This is a genomic window from Nocardioides korecus (assembly GCF_054778395.1).
Genome location: NZ_BAAGZO010000004.1, coordinates 97,016 through 120,724 on the forward strand (window position 1 = coordinate 97,016; position 23,709 = coordinate 120,724).

Sequence of the window (23,709 nt, forward strand, 5' to 3'; positions counted from 1 at the left end):
GCCCCTAGACCTGGCCCAGCGCGCGGTCGAGGTCGGCCAGCAGGTCCTCGGCCGTCTCGATGCCGACGCTGAGCCGGATCAGGTCCGAGGGCACCTCGAGGTCGGTGCCGGCGACGCTCGCGTGGGTCATCCGGCCCGGGTGCTCGATCAGCGACTCCACGCCACCCAGGGACTCCCCGAGCGTGAACACCTCGGTGCGGCCGCAGACGTCGACGGCGTGCTGCTCCCCGCCGGTGACCCGGAAGGACACGATGCCGCCGTACCTCTTCATCTGGCGCGAGGCCACGGCGTGGCCAGGGTGCTCCTCGAGGCCGGGGTAGATCACCTGCTCCACGGCCGGGTGGGCGGCGAGGAACTCCACGACCCGCTCGGCGTTGTCGCAGTGGCGGTCCATCCGCACGCCCAGGGTCTTCAGCCCGCGCAGGACCAGCCAGGAGTCGAAGGGCCCGGCGACCGCGCCCATCGCGTTCTGGTGGAAGCCGACCTGCTCGGCGACCTCGAGGTCGCGCACGACCAGGGCGCCGCCGACGACGTCGGAGTGGCCGCCGGCGTACTTGGTCGTGGAGTGCACCACGACGTCGGCGCCCAGCGTCAAAGGCTGCTGGAGGTAGGAGGAGGCGAAGGTGTTGTCGACCACCAGCAGGGCCCCGGCGTCGTGGGCGACGGCGGCCAGCGCCTCGACGTCGCCGATGTTGAGCAGGGGGTTGGTGGGGGTCTCCAGCCAGACCAGCTTCGTCTCGCCGGGCCGGATCGCGGCCCGGACGGCGTCGACGTCGCTGACCGGCGCCGCGGCGTACGACAGGCCCCAGCGGGTCGCGACCTTGTCGAAGAGCCGGAAGGTGCCGCCGTAGGCGTCGTCGGGGATGACGACGTGGTCACCGGGCGAGCACAGGCTGCGCAGCAGGGTGTCCTCGGCGGCGAGGCCGGAGGCGAACGCGAAGGCCCGCTCCCCCTCCTCCAGCGCCGCGAGGTTGCCCTCGAGCGCGGTGCGGGTGGGGTTGCCCGACCGGCTGTACTCGTAGCCGCCCCGCAGGCCACCGACGCCGTCCTGCTTGTACGTCGAGGTCGCGTAGATCGGGGGGATCACCGCCCCGGTCATCGGGTCCGGCTCGTAGCCGGCGTGGATGGCACGGGTCTCGAAGCCGGACTTGGACCGGTGCTCCTCGGACTGCTGGGGACGCTGCTCCTGGGTCACCGGCGCCACGCTACCCGCCCGGGAACACGCACCCCCGGCCTACTGTTGGGCCCAGTGGATCCGACGAAGGGAACACCGATGTTCTTCACCCGCAGCACCCCCACGCTCCCCACCCCCGAGGAGGCCCTGAAGGGCCGCGAGGAGCGGTGGTTCCCCCTGGCCGAGCGGCACAAGGCGCTGGACGCCCCGCTCGTCACCGACGAGGTCCCCGAGGGCTACCAGGTCGCGCTGTTCGGCCTGGGTTGCTTCTGGGGCGCCGAGGAGATCTTCTGGCAGGTCCCGGGCGTGTGGTCCACCTCCGTCGGGTACGCCGGCGGCAGCACGCCGAACCCGTCGTACGAGGAGGTCTGCAGCGGGCGCACCGGCCACACCGAGGCCGTCCGCGTGGTCTTCGACCCGGCGCAGGTCTCCTACGACGAGCTGGTCGCCACCTTCTACGAGGTGCACGACCCGACCCAGGGCATGCGCCAGGGCAACGACACCGGCACGCAGTACCGCTCGGCGATCTACTTCGAGACCCCCGAGCAGGAGCAGGTGGCCCGCGAGGTCACCGAGCGCTACCAGGCCGAGCTGACCAGGCGCGGGTTCGACCGGATCACCACCGAGGTGCGCCCGGCCGCGGACACGCCGTACTACTACGCCGAGGACCACCACCAGCAGTACCTGCTGAAGAACCCCTTCGGCTACCGCTGCCACGCCAAGACCGGCGTCCCGGTGCCCCGAGCCTCCTGAGACCCCGTCGTGAGGTGCGCCTCACGTGTGCCGCGTGGGGCGACGGGTACACCAGAAGTGCGTGCGTCCCTCGCACGCACCACTAGGGAGGGAACACCATGGGAATCATCGGCGTCATCATCGCGGGCTTGATCATCGGTCTGCTGGGCAAGTTCGTCGCCCCGGGCGACAAGGACAACATCCCGCTCTGGCTGACCCTGCTGTGCGGCATCGGCGGCGTCATCCTGGGCTACTACGTCTACGCCGCCTTCGGCGGCAACGGGAGCAACGGCGTCGACTGGACGCGTTGGCTCGTCGCGATCATCGTGTCCGCCGTCCTGGTGGTCATCGCCTCGACCGTGACCGGTCGCAACACCAACCGCGGCTCGCGCGTCTGAACCACGCACCTCGCACCCCCGGCCCGGAGCCTCGCGCTCCGGACCGGGGGTGTCGCGCGTCCAACCTGAATGTCCCGATTCCGCCCCGATGGGCCCCCTGAGGCACACTGGGGCCCATGAGCGACCAGACTCCGCCGCCCGGTCCCGCCGAGCCCACCCGGCCCGTCGACCAGGGCACGAGCGAATCGACCCCGCCTCCGCCGCCCCCGGCCTCCGACCTTCCGCAGCAGCGCGGCCAGCCCGTGCCCCCGCCGCCGCCGGCGAAGAAGTCCAAGAAGGGCCTGCTGATCGGCCTGGTCGCCGGTCTCGTGGTGCTGGCCCTGATCGCCGGCGGCGTGGCCGCCTTCGCGCTGGGTGCCTTCAAGAGCGGACCGGACAAGCACTCCATCGCCACCCCGGCGACCGCGGGTGGTCTCAACCGCGACGCGGCCAAGGAGAAGCAGCTCCAGCAGCAGCTCGACGCCGCCGAGCAGCAGTTCAAGACCCAGGCCAAGAACGTGTCCTACACCAAGTCGGGCGTCTACCAGCAGGGCGACTCCAAGAAGGGCCCCACGGGCGCCCTGGTGTTCCTCGGCGCCAAGCTGAGCAAGATGCAGAGCCCCACCGCCTTCGTCAACGCCTTCTCCAAGCAGGCCGGCACCAACGGCTTCAAGATCTCCAAGATCGCCGCGGGCGACGCCGGCGGCAAGGCCGTGTGCGCCGAGCAGTCGCAGGGCCAGAAGGTCGCGATCTGCGCCTGGGCCACCAACGACACCATGGGCGAGCTGGTCCCGACCGTCCCCGGCTACGACTCCAAGCAGCTGTCGAAGATCCTGGTCGCGATGCGGTCGGACATCGAGAAGACCCAGTAGCACCTCCCGTGCTCACCCGGTGGGGCCGTGACCTCGACCCCGAGCACCCTCACCCCGAGCACCCCCGCCCCCAGCTGGTCCGACCCGGCTGGGTCAGCCTCAACGGCCGCTGGGAGCACGCGTTCACCGCGAGCTCCCGGCGGCCGTCGGCGTGGGACGGCCCGATCGTGGTGCCGTTCTCCCCTGAGACCCTCCTCTCCGGGGTCGGGCGCCAGCTCCGGCCGCACGAGTGGCTCTGGTACCGCCGCACCTTCGCCCCTCCCCCGCTCGTGCCCGGCGGCCGGCTGCTGCTGCACCTGGGGGCGGTTGACCAGTCGTGCACGGTCTGGGTCGACGGCACCGAGGTCGGCTCCCACACCGGCGGCTACCTGCCCTTCACCCTCGACGTCACCGACGCGCTCCTCGGGACCCCCGTCTCGACGCTCGAGGTGCGGGTGCGCGACCTGTCGGAGACCTCCTTCCACGCCCGTGGCAAGCAGCGCCTGGACCGCGGGACGATCTGGTACACCGCCCAGTCGGGGATCTGGCAGAGCGTGTGGCTCGAGCCCGTCGCACCGGCGTACGTCGGGGGGCTGGTGCTCGTACCGCACCTGGCCAGCGGCGAGCTCGAGGTCACCGTCGTGGGCCGCGGACGCGACGTCCCGGCCACGGCGACCGTCACCGTCGACGACCAGACCGGCGTCGCGGTCCCCGTCGGCGTCCCGACCCGGGTCCGCCTCGACGACCCGCGTCCCTGGACGCCGGCGGACCCGCACCTGCACGACCTGGTGGCGCGGCTCGGCGACGACCGGGTCACCTCCTACGCGGGCCTGCGCTCCCTGGGGGTCGGCACCGACGCCGGCGGCCGGCCGCGGCTGCTGCTCAACGGCCAGGTCCAGGCGCACGTCGGCGTCCTGGACCAGGGCTACTGGCCCGACGGGCTGCTCACCCCGCCCAGCGACGCCGCGGTGGTGCACGACCTGGAGACCGTGCGCGACCTCGGCTTCACGGTGCTGCGCAAGCACGCCAAGATCGAGCCGCTGCGGTGGTACCACCACTGCGACCGCCTCGGTCTGCTGGTCTGGCAGGACGTCGTCAACGGGGGTGGCCGCTACCGCGCACTCACCACCACCCGCCCTGCGCGCCTGGGCAGCTGGGTCCCCGACCGGGCCCACGGCCTGTTCGGCCGGCAGGACCCGGAGGGGCGCGCCGAGCTGCTCGGCGAGGTCGACGCCACGGTGGAGCTGCTGCGCAACGCCCCGAGCGTGGTGCTGTGGACGCCGTTCAACGAGGGCTGGGGCCAGTTCGACGCCGCCGCGGTGGCCCGGCGCGTGACCCGCCTGGACCCCACCCGCCCGGTCAACCACGTGAGCGGCTGGGTCGACCAGGGTGCGGGCGACGTGCGCAGCTTCCACGCCTACCTGCGCCCCTTCCGGCTCCCCCGGCGCGAGCACTGGCGGCGCGGGTGGCGACCGGCCCGCGTCGTCGCCCTGAGCGAGTACGGCGGGATGAGCCGCCGCGTCGAGGGCCACGACTGGAGCACCCGGGAGTTCGGCTACCGCCACCTCGAGGACGCTGCCGGCCTGACCGCGGCCTTCGCCGAGCTGCACGACGACCTGGTCCACCAGGCCGAGCGCGGGCTCGCCGCGACCGTCTACACCCAGCTCAGCGACGTGGAGGACGAGCTGAACGGGCTGGTCACCTGGGACCGCGAGGTGCTCAAGCTCGACGCCGACGTCGTACGCCGGGCCACCGCGCGGCTGCGCCGGGCCATGGGCGAGCCGGTCAGCTAGGACCGCTCGCGTCCACCCACTCCTGACCCACCACGGCCAGGTCCGCCTCGCCGCCGGTCAGCTCGGCCACGATCTCCTCGGCCACGGGACGGGCGACCGGGGGGATCGCGAAGCGCAGCGAGGCCTGGTCGAAGTACTCCACGCCCAGGACCCGGGCGCCGCGGGAGCGCAGGTCGTGCTCGAGCCGGCCGACGGCGGCGATGTCGACGACCACCTCGCACACGTCCTGGAGCACCCGCTCGAGGGTCCCGACCTCCTCGAGCACCGCGCGCGCCGCGTCGGCGTACGCCCGGGCCAGGCCGCCGGTGCCGAGCAGCGTGCCCCCGAACCAGCGCGACACCACCACGACCACGTCGCTCAGCCCGCGGCCCCGCAGCACCTCGAGCACGGGCGGACCGCCGGTGCCGGACGGCTCGCCGTCGTCGCTGGACTGCTCGAGCAGCCGCTCCGGCCCGATGACGAGGGCGTGCACGTGGTGGCGGGCACCCCAGTGCTCGCGCCGCAGCTGGTCCACGACCGCGCGGGCGTCGGCCTCGTCGCGGACCCGGGCCACGGTGCCGAGGAAGCGTGAGCGGCGGACCTCGTGCTCGACCGAGCCGTCGCGCGCCACGGTCAGGTAGGAGGTGGCCGGCACGGGCACGAACCTACCGGGCGCGTGCCCAGCCGCCCGCCTGGGAGCATCGGGGCATGGACGCACCCTCCTCCGACCGGCCCCGTCCCGACCAGCCCCGCCCCGAGCGCCCTCGACGGATCGTCTCCCTGCTGCCCTCGGCCACCGAGATCCTCTTCGCCATCGGGGCCGGCGACCAGGTCGTGGGCGTGACCTTCGAGTGCGACTTCCCCGCCGAGGCCCGCGAGCGGCGGATCGTGTCCACCAGCGCGCTGCCCGAGGGGCTGTCCTCGGCCGACATCGACGCCTTCGTGGCGGCGGCGGTGCGTGCCGGGGAGGACCTCTACCACCTCGACGCGGGCGCGCTGGCCGACATCGACGCCGACCTGGTCGTGACCCAGGACCTCTGCGCCGTGTGCGCGGTCGACGTCTCGGTCGTCGACGACGCGCTCGCGCACCTGGGCTGCACGGCGGAGGTGGTCACCACCGACCCGCACACGCTGGAGGAGGTCCTGGAGACCGTCGTGCTCCTGGGCGAGGTCACCGGGCACCGCGAGGAGGCCGACGCCCTGGTCGCCTCGCTGCGCGCCCGGCTGGCGGCGGTCGAGGAGCGCGTGGCCGCTCGCACGACCCCGGCTCCCCGGGTGCTGCTGCTGGAGTGGACCGACCCGCCGTACGCCCCCGGCCACTGGGTGCCCGAGATGGTCGCCCTCGCCGGCGGCGAGCCGGTGCTGGGCCGCGCCGGGGCCAAGTCGGTGCGCGTGACCTGGGAGGACGCCCGGGCGGGCGACCCGGAGATCGTGGTCTGCGCCCCCTGCGGGTTCGACCTCGAGGGTTCCGCGGCGCTGGCCCGGGACCTGGTCGACGCGGGTGAGCTCCCGGCGCACCTGCCGGTGTGGGCCGTCGACGCCAACGCGTCGTTCGCCCGTCCCGGACCGCGCCTGGTCGACGGCGTGGAGGCCCTCGTGCGGGTCGTCGAGGCGGGCACCGAGGCCTCGACCGCCAGCGAGTGGCGGGGCGACCTTGGGAGTGACACCCCACCACTCCTCGTCCGCGGCGGCGGTGTTGGAGGGACCCCGGAGGGCCACCCGCCAGGGGGACGAGCGGTGCTGCGGGACCAAGGATAGGCACCCGGACCGGCCCGCAACGAGGAACTCACCAGTCCGGATCAGACCAGTTGCGCGGACCCCGTCCCGGGGTCAGGCGGGAGCGACGAAACCGAGCAGGTCCTGCCGGGTCAGCACGCCGATCGGGCGGCCGTCCTCCTGCACGAGCAGGGCGTCGGCGTCCCTGAGCGCGGCCACCGCCTCGGGCACGCCGGTGCCGGCACCGACCGAGGGCAGCGGCGGGTCCATGTGGTCCTCGACCTGGTCCGCGAGCCGCGCGTCACCGGCGTACAGCGCGTCGAGGAGGCGGCGCTCGGAGACCGACCCGGCCACCTCGGCCGCCATCACCGGCGGCTCGGCGAGCACGACGGGCATCTGCGACACGCCGTACTCCTGCAGGATGGCGACGGCCTCGGCGATGGTCTCGTGCGGGTGGGTGTGGACCAGGTCGGGCAGGCGGCCCTTCTTGGTGTGCAGGACCTCGCCGATGCTCAGGCCGCTGCCCGGGTCGGAGAGGAAGCCGTAGCGCGCCAGCCAGTCGTCGTTGAACACCTTGGTCAGGTAGCCGCGCCCGCTGTCGGGCAGCAGCACCACGATCACGGCCTCGCGACCCGCGCCGCCCCAGTCCGGGTCGGCGTCGAGCTCGTGGGCCAGCTGCACCGCGGCGTACGCCGCCATGCCGGCCGACCCGCCGACCAGCAGGCCCTCCTCGCGCGCCATCCGGCGGGTGAAGGCGAAGCTGTCCTTGTCCGAGACCTCGATCACCCGGTCGGCCACCGAGCGGTCGTAGGTGTCGGGCCAGAAGTCCTCCCCCACGCCCTCGACCAGGTAGGGGCGGCCGGTCCCGCCGGAGTAGACCGAGCCGTGCGGGTCGGCGCCGACGACCTGCACCTCGGGGTTGCGCTCCTTGAGGTAGCGGCCCACCCCGCTGATGGTCCCGCCGGTGCCCATGCCGGTGACGAAGTGGGTGATCCGCCCGTCGGTCTGGTCCCAGATCTCCGGACCGGTGGTCTCGTAGTGGGACAGCGGGTTGAACGGGTTCGCGTACTGGTTGGGCTTCCAGGCGTTCGGCGTCTCCCGGACGAGCCGGTCCGAGGTGCTGTAGTAGCTGTCCGGGTGCTCGGGGGCCACCGCGGTGGGGCAGACCACGACCTCGGCGCCGTAGGCGCGCAGGACGTTGCGCTTGTCCTCGCTGACCTTGTCGGGGCACACGAAGATGCAGTGGTAGCCGCGCTGCTGGGCGACCAGGGCCAGACCGACCCCGGTGTTGCCCGAGGTCGGCTCGACGATCGTGCCGCCGGGGACCAGCTCGCCGCTGGCCTCCGCGGCGTCGATCATCCGGACCGCGATCCGGTCCTTCACCGAGCCCCCGGGGTTGAGGTACTCGACCTTCGCGAGCACGAGCGACGAGGTGGTGCCGACCGTGCGGTTGAGCTTGACCAGCGGGGTGTTGCCGATCAGGTCCAGGAGGGAGTTGGCGTACTTCATGGAGGCGAATCTACTGGCCCCGACGGCCCCGAATAGAATCCAGGAGTGGGGACAGCAGCGGCAGCACGCAGACTCGCGGCAGCCGCGGCTGTCGGGGGCGGTGGTCTGTCCCTCCTCGGCGGCTCGCTGTACGCCGTCCTGAAGGCCGAGGCGGGCGTCGCGCGACGCCTGATCGGCGAGACCGACGGCCGGGTCCCCGACGCGACGGGGTGGTACGGCCGGGGACGCCCCGGCCCCGCCCTGCGCCTGGCCCTCCTGGGCGACTCCAGCGCCGCCGGGTACGGCGTGCACAGCGTCGAGCAGACCCCGGGTGCCTGGCTGGGCTCTGGCGTGGCCGAGCAGGCGGACCGCCGGGTGCACCTGCGCTCGTACGCCGTGGTGGGGGCGCAGTCCAGCGACCTGGCCCCCCAGGTCGACCAGGTGCTCGGCACCGGTCCCGACGTCGCGGTCGTCCTGATCGGCGCCAACGACGTCACCCACACCGTGCTGCCGGCCGCCTCGGTGCGCCACCTCTCCCAGGAGGTGCGCCGCCTGCGGGAGGCCGGCGTGCAGGTCGTCGTCGGCACCTGCCCGGACCTGGGCACCATCGCCCCGATCCAACCGCCCCTGCGCCAGGTCGCGCGAGCGTGGTCGCGTCGCCTGGCGGCCGCCCAGACCATCGCCGTCGTCGAGGCCGGCGGGCGGACGGTGTCCCTCGGCTCGATCCTGGGGCCCGAGTTCGCCGCCGCCCCGGCGCTGCTGTTCGGCCCCGACCGCTTCCACCCCTCGGCCGCGGGCTACGAGGCGCTGGGCCGTGTGATGGTCCCCTCGGTGCTCTCCGCCCTCGGGCTCGGCGAGGCCGGCGAGGACGCCCCGCGCGAGACCCGTGGCGAGGCGGTCCTGCCGATCGGCTACGCCGCGGTCAAGGCCAGCCAGAACCCCGGCACCGAGATCGACGGCACCGAGGTCGGCGGGGCCACCCGGGGCGTGGGCGGACGCTGGGTCACGCTGATGCGCCGGCGCCAGGTGCCCACCGGTGCCGCCGAGGTCCCCGACGCGCAGGACGCCCCGGCCGGGTAGGGCCGGGGCGTCCTGGTCGATCGGTCGATCGAGTCGGGCTAGCCGCTAGTTGTTGCCGCGCAGGATCGCCAGCAGGCGCAGGATCTCGATGTAGATCCACACGATGGTGACGGTCAGACCGAAGGCCGCGCGCCACGACTCGCGCTCGGGGAGGCCGGCGGCGACGCCGCGCTCCACGAAGTCGAAGTCCAGGATCAGCATCAGGACGCCGAGCCCCAGGCCGAGCAGGCTCGAGACCAGACCCATCGGGCCGAAGCCGTTGAACCCGAAGCTGGAGCCGAAGAAGCCCAGCACCATGTCGAGCAGGCTGACGGCCACGAAGCCGAACATCGCGGCGATCACCCAGGTGCGGAACTTCTGCCCGACCTGGATGTTGAAGAACTTGTACGCCACGAGCGTGCCGCCGACCGCGGCCATCGTGCCCACGACCGCCCCGAGGACGAGCCCGCTGCCGAAGCCGGACTCCAGGGCCTTGCTGAAGGCGCCGATGAAGATGCCCTCGAGCGCGGCGTAGCCGATCACCAGGGCGGGGCTGATCACCTTCTTGAAGCTGTTCACCATGGCCAGCGCGAAGCCGCCCAGGGCGCCGACCATCGAGATGGCGTAGAGCCCCGAGAGCTGGGCCTGGGTCTCGATCGGGCCGGTGAGCACCCAGGTCAGGGCCGCGAAGACCATCACGACGGCGAGCGTGAGGCCGGTCTTCTGCACGACCGAGTCGACGGTCATCCGGCCCTGGTCGACCTGGGGCGCGTAGCCGGTGCCGTAGGGGTCGTTGCCGTAGCCCTGGTCGCCGTAGCCCTGGCCGGCGTAGCCGCCCTGCTGGGGACGACCCACGTTCCACTGGGACGGGTCGGTGTAGCCGGTCGAGGTCGCGCCGCGGGCGTTGCGGCCGTTGAACCCCTCGGACCGGTTGAAGATCGGGTTGCTGCTCTGCATGGCGTCCTCCTGTGGATGCCTGACGGGCGCCCCACTCTGGTGCCCGCGACGACGCCCGAGCCTCTCGGGCGTCACTGACTCAACGGGCGAGACGTACCCCGTGTTCCCACGCGTCACACCCGTGCCCCGGGTGGGACTCGAACCCACACTGCGCGGTGTTTAAGACCGCTTCCTCTGCCGTTGGGATACCGGGGCGGACCGTCCGACTATAGGGAGCCGGGCCGCCCCAGCTCCGCCGCCCGTCCCAGGACCGCGTCGAGCATCGGCTCGGTGAGCCGTCCGGTGAAGGTGTTCTGCTGGGAGGGGTGGTAGCAGCCGAGCAGGCGGAGATCGGCGTACGGCCCCTGCAGCGGGACCTCGACGCCGTGGCCGAAGCGCGGTCGGGGGCGCGGGACCGCGACGCCGGCGGCCGCCAGGGCCCGCAGCGAGGCGTCCCACCCGAACCCGCCCAGGGCGACCACGACGCGCACGTGGGGCAGCAGCAGGCGCACCTCCCGCTCGATCCACGGGGCGCAGGTGTCGCGCTCCTCGGTGGTCGGCAGGTTCTGGGGCGGGGCGCAGCGCACGGCGGCGACCATCCGGGCGCCGACCAGGCGCTGGCCGTCGTCGGCGCGGACCGAGGTCGGCTGCGTCGCCAGCCCCACCCGGTGGAGCGAGGCGAACAGCCAGTCCCCCGAGCGGTCGCCGGTGAAGACCCGGCCGGTGCGGTTGGCGCCGTGGGCGGCCGGGGCGAGGCCCACGACCAGGACACCGGGCTCCGGGTCGCCCCAGCCAGGGATCGGGCGGCCCCAGTAGTCCTCCTCGGCGTACGCCGCCCGCTTCTCGCGCGCGACCTGCTCGCGCCAGGTCACCAACCGCGGGCAGGCGGCGCACACCGAGACCCGGGCGTCCAGGACGGGCAGGTCGGCGCGGGCCGCGAGCCGGGCCACGCCCGCCGCGCTCCGGGCGACCGGCGGGACGGGGTCCCCCGGGGCCACCGGGTCGCCCGGCCACCCCGATCCGGGTGGCACCGGGCCCGGGTCGCTCACGCGTCCTCGGCCGCCAGGGACCAGGCGATGCCGTCGAGGATGTCGTGCTCGGAGACCAGGATCGAGCCGACCCCGGTGCGCCGCAGGACGCGGTCCAGGATCAGGCCGCCGGCGCCGATGACGTCGGCGCGACCGGGGTGCATGTAGGGCAGCGCCCGACGCTCCTCCACCGTCATGGCGAGCAGGCGCGAGACCGCGCCCTGGAGCGCGTCGCGCCGCAGGACGGCGTGGTGGATCAGGTCGTGGTCGTAGCGCTCGAGGTCGAGCACCGCCGCCGCGAGCGTGGTGACGGTGCCGGCGACGCCGATGACGGCTCCGGCGCGGGCCGGGTCGACCTCGCAGTCGTCCAGGGCGGCCTCGATGTCGTCGGTCGCGGCCCGGACCTGCTCGGCCGTGGGCGGGTCGTCGGCCAGGTGCCGCTCGTTGAGCCGCACCGAGCCGATGTCGAGGGACCGGGCGCCCTCGACGGTGCCGTCGGCGTCGCCCAGGATCAGCTCGGTCGAGCCGCCGCCGATGTCCAGGACCAGGAGCGGGCCGGGCAGGGGCGGCAGCGTGCGGGTCGCCCCGGCGAACCCGGTGCGGGCCTCGGCGTCGCCGTCGAGGATCCGCGGGGTGGCGCCGACCCGCTCGGCGATCCCGTCGAGGAACTCCGCGCTGTTCTCGGCGTCGCGCGCGGCCGAGGTGGCGCAGAAGCCGACGCGGTCGACGTCGTGCTCCCGGACGAGGTCCATGAACTCCTCGGTGGCGGTGAAGACGCGCTGCAGCGAGGCCTCGGCGATCCGGCCGGTGCGGTCCACGCCCTGGCCCAGGCGGACCACGCGCATCTCGCGCACCACGTCGGTCAGGCGGCCCGGGGACCCCTCGGTCCCGGCCTCGACGTCGGCGACCAGCAGCCGCAGCGAGTTGGTCCCGCAGTCGAAGGCGGCGACGCGGGTCACGCGGGCTCCTGCGGGTCGACGCAGGGACCGCTCTCCCACCAGGGACCGAGTGCCTCGAGCACCTCGTCGCCGAGCGGGTTGACCCCCGGGCCCTGGGCCAGCGCCTGGCCGGCGAGGACGTGGAGGCACTTGACCCGGTCGGGCATGCCGCCGGCCGAGACCCCGGCGATCTCGGGGACCTCCCCGATCGCCTCGCGCGCGGCGAGGTAGGACGCGTGCGCCGCGCGGTAGCCGGCCGCCAGGTCCTCGTCCTGGCCCAGGCGCTCGGTCATCTCGCGCATCAGCCCGGAGGCCTCCAGGGTGCCGATCATCGACGCGGCCCGGGGGCAGGTGAGGTAGAAGGTCGTGGGGAACGGGGTGCCGTCGTCCAGGCGTGGCTCGGTGGCGACCACGTCGGGGTTGCCGCACGGGCAGCGGTGGCCCACGGCGTGCACCGAGCGCGACGGACGTCCCAGCTGGGCCCGGACGACCGCGGTGTCGCGCGCGTCGAGCCCGCCGGACGCGGGAGCCGGCTCAGCCACCGCTGGAGCTGGGGTCGGCCGAACGGGGCGTGATCTTGGTGGCCGGGGTCGAGACGCGCTCGGGGTGGTCGGCGGTCTCGACGGTGCCGTAGACGCGCTGCCACCACGGGTCGCGCAGCGGCTTGGCCACCGACGACGGGTCGGGCAGGGTGCTGGCGGTCGAGAGCGGCTTGCCGTCTCGTCCGACGACCTGGTAGCTGGTCTCGCCGGGCAGCACCCACCCGAACCGCTGGCGGGCCTGCGCCTCGATGTAGGCCTTGTCGTTCCAGCGGCCCTTCTCCTTCTTCAGCGCCGCGATGTCCTTCTCGGACTGGGAGATCTGGGCCCTGAGGTCGGCGATGTGCGAGCGCTGCTCCAGGTAGGCGCGCATCGAGGAGGCGTAGGAGACGACGAGCAGGGCGGCCACCACGACCAGCACGGCCATCCGGTTGGTGAACCGGGGCCGGGGACCGCGCGGGGCCGCGGCCGACCGTCCCGACCCGCTGCGGGCCGGGCGGCTGTTGCGCGGGCTCGACCCCGGGCGCACGTCGCGGCGCGAGGTGCGCTGCGGCGTACGCCGACCGGGGGTGCGGGGAGAGCCCGAGGAGGCAGGCACGACTGGTGCTCCTGGTCCCTCAGCCCTGGAAGCGCGGGAAGGCGGCGCGACCGGCGTAGCGGGCCGCGTCGTCGAGCTCCTCCTCGATGCGCAGGAGCTGGTTGTACTTGGCGACGCGCTCGGAGCGGGCCGGGGCGCCGGTCTTGATCTGGCCGCAGTTCGTGGCCACTGCCAGGTCGGCGATCGTGGTGTCCTCGGTCTCGCCGGAGCGGTGGCTCATCATGCAGCGCATCCCGTTGCGGTGGGCGAGGTCGACGGAGTCGAGGGTCTCGGTCAGGGAGCCGATCTGGTTGACCTTGACCAGCAGGGCGTTGGCGTTGCCACCGTCGATGCCGCGCTGGAGCCGCTCCACGTTGGTGACGAACAGGTCGTCGCCGACGATCTGGATCTGGTCGCCCAGCCGGCCGGTCAGGGTGGCCCAGCCGTCCCAGTCCTCCTCGTCCAGCGGGTCCTCGATGGACACGATCGGGTAGGAGGAGACCAGGTCGGCGTAGTAGTCGGTCATCTGGGCCGAGCTGCGCTTCTTGCCCTCGAAGGTGTACTTCCCCTTCTCGCAGAACTCGCTCGCGGCCACGTCCAGGGCCAGGGCGAAGTCGGTGCCGAGGGTGAAGCCGGCGCTCTTCACGGCGTCGGCGATCAGGTCGAGCGCGGCCCGGTTGCTGGACAGCTCGGGGGCGAAGCCGCCCTCGTCGCCCACCCCGGTGGCCAGGCCCTTCTTCTTCAGCACGGCCTTGAGGGCGTGGTAGACCTCGGCGCCCTGCTGCAACGCCTCGCGGAAGGAGGAGGCCCCGATCGGGGCGATCATGAACTCCTGGATGTCCACGTTGGTGTCGGCGTGGGCGCCGCCGTTGAGGATGTTCATCATCGGCACCGGGAGCAGGTGGGCGTTGGGCCCGCCGACGTAGCGGAACAGCGGCAGGCCGGAGCTGACCGAGGCGGCGCGGGCGACGGCCAGCGAGACGCCCAGGATGGCGTTGGCGCCGAGGTTGGCCTTGTTGGGCGTGCCGTCGAGGTCGATCATCGCCTGGTCGACCAGGCGCTGGTCGCTGGCGTCGAGACCGACGATCTCGGGCTCGATCTGGTCCTGGACCGCGGCGACGGCCTTCTCGGTGCCCTTGCCGCCGTAGCGCTTGCCGCCGTCGCGCAGCTCGACCGCCTCGAAGGCGCCGGTGGAGGCACCCGAGGGGACCGCGGCGCGGCCGACGGAGTCGTCGTCGAGGAGGACCTCGACCTCGACCGTGGGGTTGCCGCGGGAGTCGAGGATCTCGCGGGCGATGACGGTGTCGATGGAGGCCAAGGCAGATGCTCCTGCGTCGAGGGGGTCGGGCACCGCGGGACGGGCCCGGAGGCACGTCCACCCTAACCGCGTCCGGCCTCCGGGGCGCGCAGCACCCGCGGCCGTCGTCCGGGTCTAGTCGGGCCCGCCCAGCAGCAGGTCGCCCCCGCCGGTGAGCGACCCCAGCGAGCGGCACCGACCGACCTTCAGGTCGCAGGACAGCACCGCCAGCGGGCTGCCGTCGCTCAGGGCGACGCCCCACAGCCGGCCCGGGCCGGTCCAGCGCGCGAGCTCGAACCCGTCGCCCACGACCCCGCTGGGCTGCACGCGTCGCCGCGTGCCGGTCCGGAACGGGTCCAGCGGACGGGTCGCCGAGACCACGAGGCCGTAGCCCCCGGCCCCGCCCGGCCCCACGCGGACGGGTGCGGCCGGGTCGGCGGGCGCGTTGTCGCGCAGCGGGCGCACCCGCAGGTCGGCCGGCTCGCCGAGCAGGTCACGGGCCCGGACGGGCGTCACGGAGGCGGGGGCCACGGCCCGTCCGGTGCGGACGTCCCACGCCCGCTGCCGCCCCGCGACCGTCACCCGCACGTGCCGTCCGTCGCGGTCGGTGACGAGGTCGGTCGCCGGGAGGTCCGGTCCACCTACCCCGGTGTCGCGCACCACCCGGGTGTCGGTGGTCCAGAGCCGGCCGGCGTCGAGGAAGAAGACGGCCCCCCGGACGAGCACGAACGACTCCACCGAGCGCGGGGCCAGGTCCCAGGACCGGGTGCCGACGTGCAGGACGCTGCCCTCGACCCACACGACGTCCGCCGGGTCGTCGGGGCGCAGGGACCCGGTGGCGGGCGGGACCCGGTCCGGCACCCCCGCCGTCGCCGCACCGGTGGGACGGGGGGCCACCGTGACGGTCCCCGTGGGCCGCGCCGGGGTGGTCTCGTCGTCGGTGCCGCCCAGGCGACCCGTGACGAGCCAGGCGGTCGCGCCGGCCAGGGCCAGGAAGCAGACCAGGGAGAGCACGGTCGTGACGGACAGCCAGGGGCGCCGCCTGCGTGGGCTCACGCCTGCGCCCGGCGTACGGCGTCGCGCAGGGCCTGCTCGGGGTCGACGCCGGTCGCGCGGGCCTCCGCGACCAGCGCCAGGAGGCGGTCGCCCAGCTCGGGGGAACCCGGCTTAGCCGGGACCGGACGCCCGGCCCGCTCGAGGCGGTCGAGCAGCTTGGTGGCCCGGGTGAGGGCCGGGAGCGCGAGCGGGACGCCCTCCATCAGCGTGGTGCGCTGCTTCTCGGTGGCCTTGAGGGCCTCCCAGGTCTCGTTGATCCGGACCGGGTCGGTCTCCACCACGTCACCGAAGACGTGCGGGTTGCGGCGCAGCAGCTTCTCGCGCAGGCCTGCGGCCACGTCGTCGAGGTCGAACCACCCCTCCTGCTCGGCCACGGCCGCGTGGAAGTAGACCTGGAGCAGGACGTCGCCGAGCTCCTCGCGCAGGTGGTCGCGCGCGACGTCGGGGTCCGCCGCGGAGTCCAGCTCCTCGATCGCCTCGAGCGTCTCGAAGGTCTCCTCCAGCAGGTGGCGGGCCAGGGTGCGGTGGGTCTGGGCGGCCTTCCACCCGCACTCCGCCCGCAGGCGCCGCATGATCTCGACGAGCTCGATCAGCGGCGAGTCCCCGCCGCCGTCGTCCACCGGCTCAGCCGCACTTCTGACTGGCCGGGAGCGACGCCGCGAAGGTGGGGTCCAGGTCGGTCTTGGCAGCGGCCTTGGCGTAGTCGGAGCCCGCCTGCGACACCGAGCCGTCACCGGCCCCGGGGAAGCCGTCCTTGCCGGGCGCGTAGCGCGCGTCGGTGTCGATGCGGGGCTTGGTGGACTTCAGCCAGGCGGCGCGCTGGGCCAGGCCGGCGTTGAGCAGCTGCTCGATGTTCTGCGCCGTCGGCTTCTGACCGGTCTTGGTCGAGGCGACGTCGACCAGCTGGGCGCGGGCCCGGGCCCACTTCGTGAACGTGGAGGTCAGCGTGGCCTCGGGACCGGCCTTGAGCGGCGCGAAGAGCGGCTCGACCTGGCTCAGGAACGCCTTGACCACCAGCGGGTCGGCCGAGGCCTTCTGCGAGTCGCCGTACTCCCGCGACAGCGCGGTGTCCATCAGCAGGCCGAGCGAGCTGGTGGTGAGCTTGGACCGTGAGGTCGCGGTGACGCCCTGCTGGCCCTTGAGGCTCTCGCGCAGGTCGCACTGCGCCGCGGCGACGGCCTGCACCTGGCGGTCGGAGATCGTGGTGTCGCCGACGACCGCGGCGGTGCCGGGGGCGACCTGGCCGCAGCCGGAGAGCAGCAGTCCGCCGGCCAGCAGCACCGGGCCGAGCACGGCCCCGCGTCGGGTCTTCACGATCCGGTCTCCTCACTGCCGCGGCGAGCCGCGGCGCCGTCCGTCGGCGCGAGCACGCCGTCGATCACCTGCCGCGCCCAGGCCAGGAGCTCCTCGTCACGCGGCGCCTGGGCCCCGAACCCGGTCGGGAGGGGCCGCGGCACGAGCATCGTACGCACGGGTGCCTTGTAGAGGCTCTTGGGATGCAGGCGGTTGAGGCGCACGACCCGCGAGTCGGGCAGGTCCACGGGGTGGAACCGGACGAACTTGCCCTGGACGGTGACCTCGGAGAGGCCGGCGTCGCGGCAGCGGGCGCGGAAGCTGGCCACGGCCAGCAGGCGCGCCACGGGCGGCGGCGGCGGGCCGTAGCGGTCCACCAGCTCCTCGGTGAGCCGCGCGACGTCGGCGTCCTCGCGGACCTCGGCCAGCCGCTTGTACATCTCCAGGCGCAGGCGCTCGCTGGGGACGTAGTCGTGCGGGAGGTGGGCATCGATCGGCAGCTCGATCTTGACCTCGATCGGCTGCTCGACGGCCGGTCCGCCGTCGGTGCGGAACTCCGCGACCGCCTCGCCGACCAGCCGGACGTAGAGGTCGAAGCCGACGTCGGCGATGTGGCCCGACTGCTCGCCGCCGAGCAGGTTGCCCGCGCCGCGGATCTCGAGGTCCTTCATCGCGATCGCCATGCCGCCGCCGAGGTCGGAGTGCTGGGCCAGGGTGGCGAGGCGCTCGTGGGCGGTCTCGGTCAGCGGCTTGTCCTGCGGGTAGAGGAAGTAGGCGTAGGCCCGCTCGCGCGAGCGGCCCACCCGGCCGCGCAGCTGGTGCAGCTGGGAGAGCCCGAGGGTGTCGGCCCGCTCGATGATCATGGTGTTGGCGTTGGAGACGTCCAGGCCCGACTCGACGATGGTGGTGCACACCAGCACGTCGAAGCGCTTCTCCCAGAAGTCCAGCATCACCTGCTCGAGCTGGTGCTCCCCCATCTGGCCGTGGGCGGTGGCCACGCGGGCCTCGGGGACCAGCTCGCGGATCTTGGCCGCGGCCTTCTCGATCGAGGTGACCCGGTTGTGGATGAAGAAGCACTGGCCGTCGCGGAGCAGCTCGCGACGCACGGCCGCGGTGACCTGGCGGTCCTCGTAGGCCCCGACGTAGGTCAGCACCGGGTGCCGCTCCTCGGGCGGGGTCGCGATCGTGGACATCTCGCGGATGCCGGTGATCGCCATCTCCAGCGTGCGCGGGATCGGCGTCGCGGACATCGAGAGCACGTCGACGCTCGTGCGCAGGCGCTTCATCTGCTCCTTGTGCTCGACGCCGAAGCGCTGCTCCTCGTCGACGATGATCAGCCCGAGGTCCCTGACCCGGATGTCGGGGTTGAGCAGGCGGTGGGTGCCGATCACGATGTCGACCGACCCGTCGGCCAGCCCGGCGATGACCTCCTTGGCCTCCTTCTCGGACTGGAACCGGCTCAGCGGCTTCAGCGTCACCGGGAAGCCGCTCATCCGCTCGGCGAAGGTGGCGAAGTGCTGGGTGACCAGCAGGGTCGTGGGCACCAGCAGCACGACCTGCTTGCCGTCCTGGACGGCCTTGAACGCCGCGCGCACGGCGATCTCAGTCTTGCCGTAGCCCACGTCGCCGCAGACCAGGCGATCCATCGGCACCACCCGCTGCATGTCGGCCTTGACCTCCTCGACCGTGCTGAGCTGGTCGGGGGTCTCGTGGAAGGGGAAGGCGTCCTCGAGCTCGGTCTGCCACGGGGTGTCGGGGCCGAAGGCGTGGCCCTTGGTGGCCTGGCGGGCGGCGTACAGCTTGATCAGCTCGGCCGCGATCTGGCGCACGGCCTTGCGCGCCCGGCCCTTGCGCTTGGCCCAGTCGGCGCCGCCGAGGCGGTCCAGGCTGGGCTGCTCGCCGCCGACGTAGCGGGTGACCTGGTCCAGGGTGTCCGCGGGCACGTAGAGGCGGTCGGCGGGGTGACCGCGCTTGGAGGCGCCGTACTCCAGGACGAGGTACTCGCGCACCGCGCCCTGGACGGTGCGCTGCTTCATCTCCACGAACCGGCCCACGCCGTGCTGCTCGTGGACCACGAAGTCCCCGGCCTTGAGCTCCAGGGGGTCGATCTGCTTCTTGCGGCGCACCGGCATCTTGCGCATGTCGCGCGTGGTGGCCTTCTGCCCCGCGACGTCCTCGCCGGTGAGCACCATCAGGCCGGGATCGAGGAGCGTCAGCCCGTGGGAGATGCACCCGCGGGTCACCTGCACCACGCCGTCGCTAGAGGCCTCGACGTCCTCGACCAGGCGGGCGGGCACGTCGTGCTCGGCGAGCACCTCGACCATCCGCTGGGCCTGCCCGTGACCCTGGTGCACGGTGACGACCTGACGCCCGGCGGCGAGCGCGGCGCGCACGTCGGTGACGGCCTGCTCGACGTCGCCGCGGTAGGCCTCGGCCGGCTGGGCCTCGACCACGGCCGCGCCCCCGTCCTCCCCGGCACCCTCTTCGGGGAGGTCGAGCCCGAACGGGCTGATCCCCCACCAGGCCTGGCCACGGGCCAGCGCCACCGAGCGGACGTCGCCGACGCCGCGCAGGCTGGCCGCGCCGAGGTCGATCGGGGCCTGCCCGCCGGTGGCCGCCGCGGCCCAGCTGGCCTCGAGGAACTCCTCGCTGGTGGCGACCAGGTCGTGGGCACGGGTGCGGACCCGCTCGGGGTCGAGCACGAGCACGTGGGTCTGCGCGGGCAGCAGCTCGACGAGCAGCTCCATGTCGTCGGTCAGCGCCGGGGCCAGCGATTCCATGCCCTCGACGGCCATGCCCTCGGCGAGCTTGTCGGTGATCTCGCGCAGCTGGGGGTGGGCCTGGCCGAGCTCGGCCGCGCGTCGGCGTACGTCGGGGGTCAGGAGCAGCTCGCGGCACGGCGGCGCCCACAGGCGCTGCACCGGCTCGACCGTGCGCTGGTCGGCCACCGCGAAGGTGCGGATCTCCTCGATCTCGTCGCCGAACAGCTCCACGCGCAGCGGGTGCTCCTCGGTCGGGGGGAAGACGTCGACGATGCCGCCGCGCACGGCGAACTCGCCGCGCTTCTCCACCAGGTCCACGCGGGAGTACGCCGCGGCCGAGAGCCGGGCGACCACGTCGTCGAGCTCGATCTCCTGGCCCGGGACCAGCTCGACCGGCTCGAGGTCGGCCAGACCCCTGACCTGGGGCTGGAGCACCGAGCGCACCGGGGCGACCACCACGCGGACCGGGCCGTTGCTGGTGTCGGTGCCGGGGTGGGCGATGCGGCGCAGCACCGCGAGCCGGCGCCCGACGGTGTCGCTGCGGGGGCTGAGCCGCTCGTGGGGCAGGGTCTCCCAGGCCGGGTAGAGCACGACCGAGTGCGGGTCGACGACGTCCTGGAGCTCCTCGGTGAGGTCCTCGGCCTCCCGCACGGTGGCGGCCACGACCAGGACGGTGCGACCGGCGTCGACCAGGCCCTTGACCACGAAGGGGCGCAGGGCGGCCGGACCGGTCAGGTCCTGGACCGGGACGCCGTCGCGGGCGTCGGCCATCGCACCGGCCAGGGTGGGGTTGCGGAGGACCAGGTCGGCCAGGGCGGCGGTGCTCATCGGGGTGCTCCTCGCGGGGCTGAGGTGGGACGGCGCGTGCGCGGGCGCACGACGCGAGCCCCCAGCCGGAGCGGACAGGGGGTCGCCCCGAGTCTACGAGGGCCGACCGACAGGTCGGTCACGTCGGGTCGGGGGCCACCTCGGCCTCGCTGCGCAGCACGCAGAACTCGTTGTCCTCGGGGTCGGCGAGCACCACCCAGCCGCGCCCGTCCGGCGTGCGCCGGTCGTCGACCTCGCGTGCGCCCAGGCCGAGCAGGCGGCCGAGCTCGTCGTCCCGCGTCCCGGCACCGGGCCGCAGGTCGAGGTGGATCCTGTTCTTGACCTGCTTGGCCTCCGGCACCTCGATGAACAGCAGCGGGTGACCGCCGTCCGGGCGCTGGATCCAGCACTCCTGGTGCCCGGGGGCGTTGGGGTCCTCGGGCTGGTCGACGTAGCCCAGGACCTCCTTCCACCACGCGGAGAGGGCGAAGGCGTCCCGGCAGTCGATGCTGGTGTGGGAGATGTACGACGTCATCGACCCACCATGGCGCCCGCGTCCGGCCGGCGCCAGCGGGATCTAGGAGACGACGACCTCGATGCGCTGGAACTCCTTGAGCTCGGTGTAGCCCGTGGTCGCCATCGCGCGGCGCAGGGCCCCGACCAGGTTCATCGTGCCGTCCGCCACGTGCGAGGGGCCGAAGAGGATCTGCTCCAGCGTGCCGACCGTGTCGAACTGCACCCGCTGGCCGCGCGGCAGCTCGGCGTGGTGGGCCTCGGTGCCCCAGTGGAAGCCGCGGCCGGGGGCGTCGGTGGCGCGGGCCAGAGGGGAGCCGACCATCACCGCGTCGGCACCGCAGGCCACCGCCTTGGCGATGTCGCCGCTGCGGCCGATCGAGCCGTCGGCGATGACGTGCACGTAGCGGCCGCCGGACTCGTCGAGGTAGTCGCGGCGGGCGGCGGCGACGTCGGCCACCGCGCTGGCCATCGGGACCGCGACGCCCAGGACGGTGCGGGTGGTGTGCGCGGCGCCTCCGCCGAAGCCGACCAGCACGCCCGCGGCGCCGGTGCGCATCAGGTGCAGCGCGGCCTGGTACGTCGCGCAGCCGCCGACGATCACGGGCACGTCGAGCTCGTAGATGAACTCCTTGAGGTTCAGCGGCTCCGCGGTGGAGGAGACGTGCTCGGCGCTGACCGTGGTGCCGCGGATGACGAACATGTCCACGCCGGCGTCGACGACGGTCTTGGCGAACTCCTTGGTGCGCTGCGGGCTCAGCGACCCGGCGACCGTGGTGCCCGACTCGCGCACCTGGCGCAGCCGCTCGGTGATCAGCTCGGCCCGGACCGGCTCGGTGTAGATCTCCTGCATCCGGCGGATCGCGTCGGTCCCGGTCAGGGAGGCGACCTCCTCGAGCAGGTGGGTCGGGTCGTCGTACCGCGTCCAGAGGCCCTCGAGGTTGAGCACCCCCAGCCCGCCCAGACGGCCCAGCTCGATGGCGGTCTCGGGCGACATCACGGAGTCCATCGGCGCGGCCACGATGGGGGTGTCGAAGCGGTAGGCATCGATCTGCCAGGCGGTGGACACCTCCTCGAGGTCGCGGGTGCGCCGGCTGGGCACGATCGCGATGTCGTCGAAGGAGTAGGCCCGGCGTCCGCGCTTGGCGCGCCCGATCTCGATCTCGGTCACCGCGCAACCCTAGCCGCCGAGGAGGCCCGTGTGTCCCCCGAGGCGGCCCGTGGGGCGGCCGAGGGGGCCCGTCCGGTCGGGTGCGCGCACACTTGGTGGCATGCCCCTGGTTCGCATCGACCTGACCGAAGGACGCTCCGAGGAGGAGCTGCGCCTGATCGCCGACACCGTGCAGTCCTGCATGGAGGACGTCTTCGCCGCGCCGGCGCGCGACCGCTACCAGGTGATCACCGAGCACCGGCCCGGTCGGATCATCTGCGAGGACACCGGGCTCGGCCTGGAGCGCACCGACGGGCTGATGGTGGTCCAGGTGACCCAGCAGGGACGGTCCGCGGACCAGAAGCAGGCGCTGTACGCCGCCCTGGCGGAGCGCCTCGCCGAGAAGGCCGGTGTGCGGCCCGAGGACCTGGTGGTCTCGGTGGTGGCCGCCGAGCGCGAGGACTGGTCCTTCGGGATGGGCCGCGCCCAGTTCCTGACCGGCGAGCTCTAGGCGGGTCCGGGCTCGACCCGGCCGTTGACCGCGTGGTCGAGGGCGGCGGCCAGCCAGCGCACGTAGCGCTCCTCGTCCCAGCCCAGCCCGGCCAGGCACAGGTAGTTCTCCGCGGTGGTGAGGGTCTGCACGGCGCCGACCGCGTCGGGGGCCGTGGTCGCCCCGGTCGCGACCACCTCGACCATGGCACGGGATAGGCGCAGGCGGCGCAGCTCGGCCCCCCGGCGCAGCGCCTCGGCGACGGGGTCCTCGTCGGCCGCCTGCCACAGCACCCGCACCAGCCCGGCGATCGGGCGGATCATCGATGCCGTGAACCGGGCGACCTGCTCGCGACGCTCGGCCGGCTCGGCGTCCGGGTCGACGCCGAACGCGACGAAGGCGTCGTGCATGTCGCCGGCACCGGCCATCCGCTGCCGCATCACAGAGATCAGCAGGTCGCTGCGGGAGACGAACCGGCGGGCCAGGTCCAGCTCGGGCACCCCGGCGAGCCGGGCCACCCTCTCGAAGGTCGTGCCCGACCAGCCCCACCGCAGGAAGGCCTCGGCGGCGGCGTCGAGCACCTCGGGACGTGCCCCGTGGTCCGGCGTGGCGCCGGTGAGGTCGAGGTGCATCACCAACAGGTCGGCGTACCCCTCCTCGCCGGGCAGGGCGAACGCGCCCGGGACGGTGCCCACGACCTCGAACCCCAGGGAGCGCCACAGCCGCACGGCGGCCAGGTTGGTCGAGACCACGGCGTTGAACTGGATCGCGCGGAAGCCCCGCGCGCGGTGCCAGGCGACGACGTGCTCGCCCAGCGCCCGCCCCACGCCGCGACCGCGTGCCTGCGGCCCGACCACGAACGACGCGGTGCCGACGTGGGCCCCGGGGCCGGGCCGGTTGGGCCCCGCCTTGGCCGCGCCGAGCACGGTCTCACCGTCGACGGCCACCACGAGCAGCTCGCCGACCCAGGTGGCCCGGGTCGCCGCGACATCGGCGGGCACCTCGAGGGCGTAGGTCCGCCCCTGCCGGGCCACGTCCACGACGAGGTCGTGCACCTGGGGCCAGTCCCGCTCCTCCAGGGGGCGCAGCACCACCGGAGGACTGGTCGGCGTGGGGGCGGGCACGGCAGGAGATGTTACGACGCCGAGCGGCTC

At 73.8% G+C, this 23,709-nt stretch carries 23 protein-coding genes and 1 tRNA gene; 7 read left to right on the forward strand and 17 right to left on the reverse strand.

All coding sequences use genetic code 11. The annotated features are described in order from the left end of the window. Positions 1 to 4 precede the first annotated feature (4 nt). On the reverse strand, positions 5 to 1,195 hold the full coding sequence (locus ACYVDA_RS08895) for a cystathionine gamma-synthase (protein WP_460817368.1): 1,191 nt from the start codon (positions 1,193 to 1,195) through the stop codon (positions 5 to 7). A 78-nt stretch (positions 1,196 to 1,273) separates the two neighbouring features. On the opposite strand from ACYVDA_RS08895, the gene msrA reads away from it, so the two are divergent. The 4 genes from msrA to ACYVDA_RS08915 all read left to right on the forward strand — a co-directional run bounded on the left by msrA (position 1,274) and on the right by ACYVDA_RS08915 (position 4,927). Then, positions 1,274 to 1,927 (forward strand): peptide-methionine (S)-S-oxide reductase MsrA, encoded by a 654-nt coding sequence (gene msrA, locus ACYVDA_RS08900; RefSeq protein ID WP_460817369.1) that lies wholly within the window; start codon positions 1,274 to 1,276, stop codon positions 1,925 to 1,927. A gap of 98 nt (positions 1,928 to 2,025) precedes the next feature. Then, positions 2,026 to 2,304: a GlsB/YeaQ/YmgE family stress response membrane protein gene (locus tag ACYVDA_RS08905; RefSeq protein WP_460817371.1), complete on the forward strand. Its 279-nt coding sequence runs from the start codon at positions 2,026 to 2,028 to the stop codon at positions 2,302 to 2,304. Positions 2,305 to 2,420: 116 nt separating this feature from the next. Then, a complete protein-coding gene (locus ACYVDA_RS08910; protein WP_460817373.1) occupies positions 2,421 to 3,155 on the forward strand; it encodes a hypothetical protein in 735 nt (244 codons plus the stop codon). Positions 3,156 to 3,163: 8 nt separating this feature from the next. Further along, positions 3,164 to 4,927 carry a glycoside hydrolase family 2 protein gene (locus tag ACYVDA_RS08915; protein WP_460817376.1) on the forward strand — a complete coding sequence of 588 codons (1,764 nt, stop codon included), beginning with the start codon at positions 3,164 to 3,166 and terminating at the stop codon, positions 4,925 to 4,927. Here ACYVDA_RS08915 and ACYVDA_RS08920 read toward each other — a convergent pair. Next, a complete protein-coding gene (locus ACYVDA_RS08920; protein ID WP_460817378.1) occupies positions 4,920 to 5,561 on the reverse strand; it encodes an IMPACT family protein in 642 nt (213 codons plus the stop codon). The two genes, ACYVDA_RS08915 and ACYVDA_RS08920, sit on opposite strands and share 8 nt — an antisense overlap. Before the next feature lie 53 nt (positions 5,562 to 5,614). Here ACYVDA_RS08920 and ACYVDA_RS08925 point away from each other — a divergent pair, with 53 nt between their 5' ends. Then, positions 5,615 to 6,664, forward strand: coding sequence for a cobalamin-binding protein (locus ACYVDA_RS08925; RefSeq protein ID WP_460817379.1), 1,050 nt, complete (start codon positions 5,615 to 5,617; stop codon positions 6,662 to 6,664). Positions 6,665 to 6,736: 72 nt separating this feature from the next. On the opposite strand, the gene ACYVDA_RS08930 is transcribed toward ACYVDA_RS08925, so the two are convergent. Further along, positions 6,737 to 8,131 (reverse strand): cystathionine beta-synthase, encoded by a 1,395-nt coding sequence (locus ACYVDA_RS08930; RefSeq protein WP_460817381.1) that lies wholly within the window; start codon positions 8,129 to 8,131, stop codon positions 6,737 to 6,739. Between the two features lie 45 nt (positions 8,132 to 8,176). On the opposite strand from ACYVDA_RS08930, the gene ACYVDA_RS08935 reads away from it, so the two are divergent. After that, complete coding sequence (locus tag ACYVDA_RS08935) at positions 8,177 to 9,190, forward strand: SGNH/GDSL hydrolase family protein (protein ID WP_460817384.1); 1,014 nt, start codon at positions 8,177 to 8,179, stop codon at positions 9,188 to 9,190. 45 nt (positions 9,191 to 9,235) lie between these two features. Here ACYVDA_RS08935 and ACYVDA_RS08940 read toward each other — a convergent pair whose 3' ends face one another. The 13 genes from ACYVDA_RS08940 to ACYVDA_RS09000 all read right to left on the reverse strand — a co-directional run bounded on the left by ACYVDA_RS08940 (position 9,236) and on the right by ACYVDA_RS09000 (position 22,086). Further along, the gene (locus ACYVDA_RS08940) at positions 9,236 to 10,126 is read right to left on the reverse strand and encodes a Bax inhibitor-1/YccA family protein (protein WP_460817387.1); all 891 of its coding nucleotides are present in this window, start codon (positions 10,124 to 10,126) and stop codon (positions 9,236 to 9,238) included. A gap of 122 nt (positions 10,127 to 10,248) precedes the next feature. Then, positions 10,249 to 10,321: transfer RNA gene (locus ACYVDA_RS08945), tRNA-Leu, on the reverse strand. Positions 10,322 to 10,332: 11 nt separating this feature from the next. Then, the gene (locus tag ACYVDA_RS08950) at positions 10,333 to 11,154 is read right to left on the reverse strand and encodes a uracil-DNA glycosylase (protein WP_460817389.1); all 822 of its coding nucleotides are present in this window, start codon (positions 11,152 to 11,154) and stop codon (positions 10,333 to 10,335) included. Beyond that, the gene (locus ACYVDA_RS08955) at positions 11,151 to 12,092 is read right to left on the reverse strand and encodes a Ppx/GppA phosphatase family protein (RefSeq protein WP_460817391.1); all 942 of its coding nucleotides are present in this window, start codon (positions 12,090 to 12,092) and stop codon (positions 11,151 to 11,153) included. The genes ACYVDA_RS08950 and ACYVDA_RS08955 overlap by 4 nt, the downstream gene beginning before the upstream one ends. Continuing rightward, positions 12,089 to 12,613 carry a DUF501 domain-containing protein gene (locus tag ACYVDA_RS08960; RefSeq protein WP_460817393.1) on the reverse strand — a complete coding sequence of 175 codons (525 nt, stop codon included), beginning with the start codon at positions 12,611 to 12,613 and terminating at the stop codon, positions 12,089 to 12,091. Before ACYVDA_RS08960 ends, ACYVDA_RS08955 begins: the two co-directional genes overlap by 4 nt. After that, positions 12,606 to 13,208, reverse strand: a complete 603-nt coding sequence (locus ACYVDA_RS08965) for an FtsB family cell division protein (protein ID WP_460817396.1) — start codon at positions 13,206 to 13,208, stop codon at positions 12,606 to 12,608. Before ACYVDA_RS08965 ends, ACYVDA_RS08960 begins: the two co-directional genes overlap by 8 nt. Before the next feature lie 19 nt (positions 13,209 to 13,227). Beyond that, a complete protein-coding gene (gene eno, locus ACYVDA_RS08970) occupies positions 13,228 to 14,505 on the reverse strand; it encodes a phosphopyruvate hydratase (protein WP_460817398.1) in 1,278 nt (425 codons plus the stop codon). Between the two features lie 114 nt (positions 14,506 to 14,619). Beyond that, entirely contained in the window at positions 14,620 to 15,540 is a 921-nt protein-coding gene (locus ACYVDA_RS08975) for a hypothetical protein (protein ID WP_460817400.1), read from the reverse strand. Then, entirely contained in the window at positions 15,537 to 16,160 is a 624-nt protein-coding gene (locus ACYVDA_RS08980) for a nucleoside triphosphate pyrophosphohydrolase (protein ID WP_460817402.1), read from the reverse strand. Before ACYVDA_RS08980 ends, ACYVDA_RS08975 begins: the two co-directional genes overlap by 4 nt. A 4-nt stretch (positions 16,161 to 16,164) precedes the next feature. Beyond that, positions 16,165 to 16,854 carry a hypothetical protein gene (locus tag ACYVDA_RS08985; RefSeq protein WP_460817404.1) on the reverse strand — a complete coding sequence of 230 codons (690 nt, stop codon included), beginning with the start codon at positions 16,852 to 16,854 and terminating at the stop codon, positions 16,165 to 16,167. Further along, the gene (gene mfd / locus ACYVDA_RS08990; protein WP_460817406.1) at positions 16,851 to 20,423 is read right to left on the reverse strand and encodes a transcription-repair coupling factor; all 3,573 of its coding nucleotides are present in this window, start codon (positions 20,421 to 20,423) and stop codon (positions 16,851 to 16,853) included. Before mfd ends, ACYVDA_RS08985 begins: the two co-directional genes overlap by 4 nt. Before the next feature lie 118 nt (positions 20,424 to 20,541). Beyond that, positions 20,542 to 20,937, reverse strand: coding sequence for a VOC family protein (locus tag ACYVDA_RS08995; protein WP_460817409.1), 396 nt, complete (start codon positions 20,935 to 20,937; stop codon positions 20,542 to 20,544). 42 nt (positions 20,938 to 20,979) lie between these two features. Then, positions 20,980 to 22,086 (reverse strand): GuaB3 family IMP dehydrogenase-related protein, encoded by a 1,107-nt coding sequence (locus ACYVDA_RS09000; protein WP_460817412.1) that lies wholly within the window; start codon positions 22,084 to 22,086, stop codon positions 20,980 to 20,982. A gap of 100 nt (positions 22,087 to 22,186) precedes the next feature. Between ACYVDA_RS09000 and ACYVDA_RS09005 the strand changes: the two genes are divergently transcribed. Further along, on the forward strand, positions 22,187 to 22,576 hold the full coding sequence (locus ACYVDA_RS09005; protein ID WP_460817413.1) for a tautomerase family protein: 390 nt from the start codon (positions 22,187 to 22,189) through the stop codon (positions 22,574 to 22,576). Here the strand turns inward: ACYVDA_RS09005 and ACYVDA_RS09010 are convergent. Continuing rightward, a complete protein-coding gene (locus ACYVDA_RS09010; protein WP_460817416.1) occupies positions 22,573 to 23,679 on the reverse strand; it encodes a GNAT family N-acetyltransferase in 1,107 nt (368 codons plus the stop codon). The genes ACYVDA_RS09005 and ACYVDA_RS09010 overlap by 4 nt on opposite strands. Positions 23,680 to 23,709 lie beyond the last annotated feature (30 nt).

Coding starts and splice junctions, on each gene's coding strand:
- ACYVDA_RS09005 (WP_460817413.1), top strand. CDS start 22,187: ATGCCCCTGGTTCGCATCGACCTGACCGAAGGACGCTCCGAGGAGGAG.
- ACYVDA_RS08925 (WP_460817379.1), top strand. CDS start 5,615: ATGGACGCACCCTCCTCCGACCGGCCCCGTCCCGACCAGCCCCGCCCC.
- ACYVDA_RS08995 (WP_460817409.1), bottom strand. CDS start 20,937: ATGACGTCGTACATCTCCCACACCAGCATCGACTGCCGGGACGCCTTC.
- ACYVDA_RS08930 (WP_460817381.1), bottom strand. CDS start 8,131: ATGAAGTACGCCAACTCCCTCCTGGACCTGATCGGCAACACCCCGCTG.
- ACYVDA_RS08910 (WP_460817373.1), top strand. CDS start 2,421: ATGAGCGACCAGACTCCGCCGCCCGGTCCCGCCGAGCCCACCCGGCCC.
- msrA (WP_460817369.1), top strand. CDS start 1,274: ATGTTCTTCACCCGCAGCACCCCCACGCTCCCCACCCCCGAGGAGGCC.
- mfd (WP_460817406.1), bottom strand. CDS start 20,423: ATGAGCACCGCCGCCCTGGCCGACCTGGTCCTCCGCAACCCCACCCTG.
- ACYVDA_RS08905 (WP_460817371.1), top strand. CDS start 2,026: ATGGGAATCATCGGCGTCATCATCGCGGGCTTGATCATCGGTCTGCTG.
- ACYVDA_RS08940 (WP_460817387.1), bottom strand. CDS start 10,126: ATGCAGAGCAGCAACCCGATCTTCAACCGGTCCGAGGGGTTCAACGGC.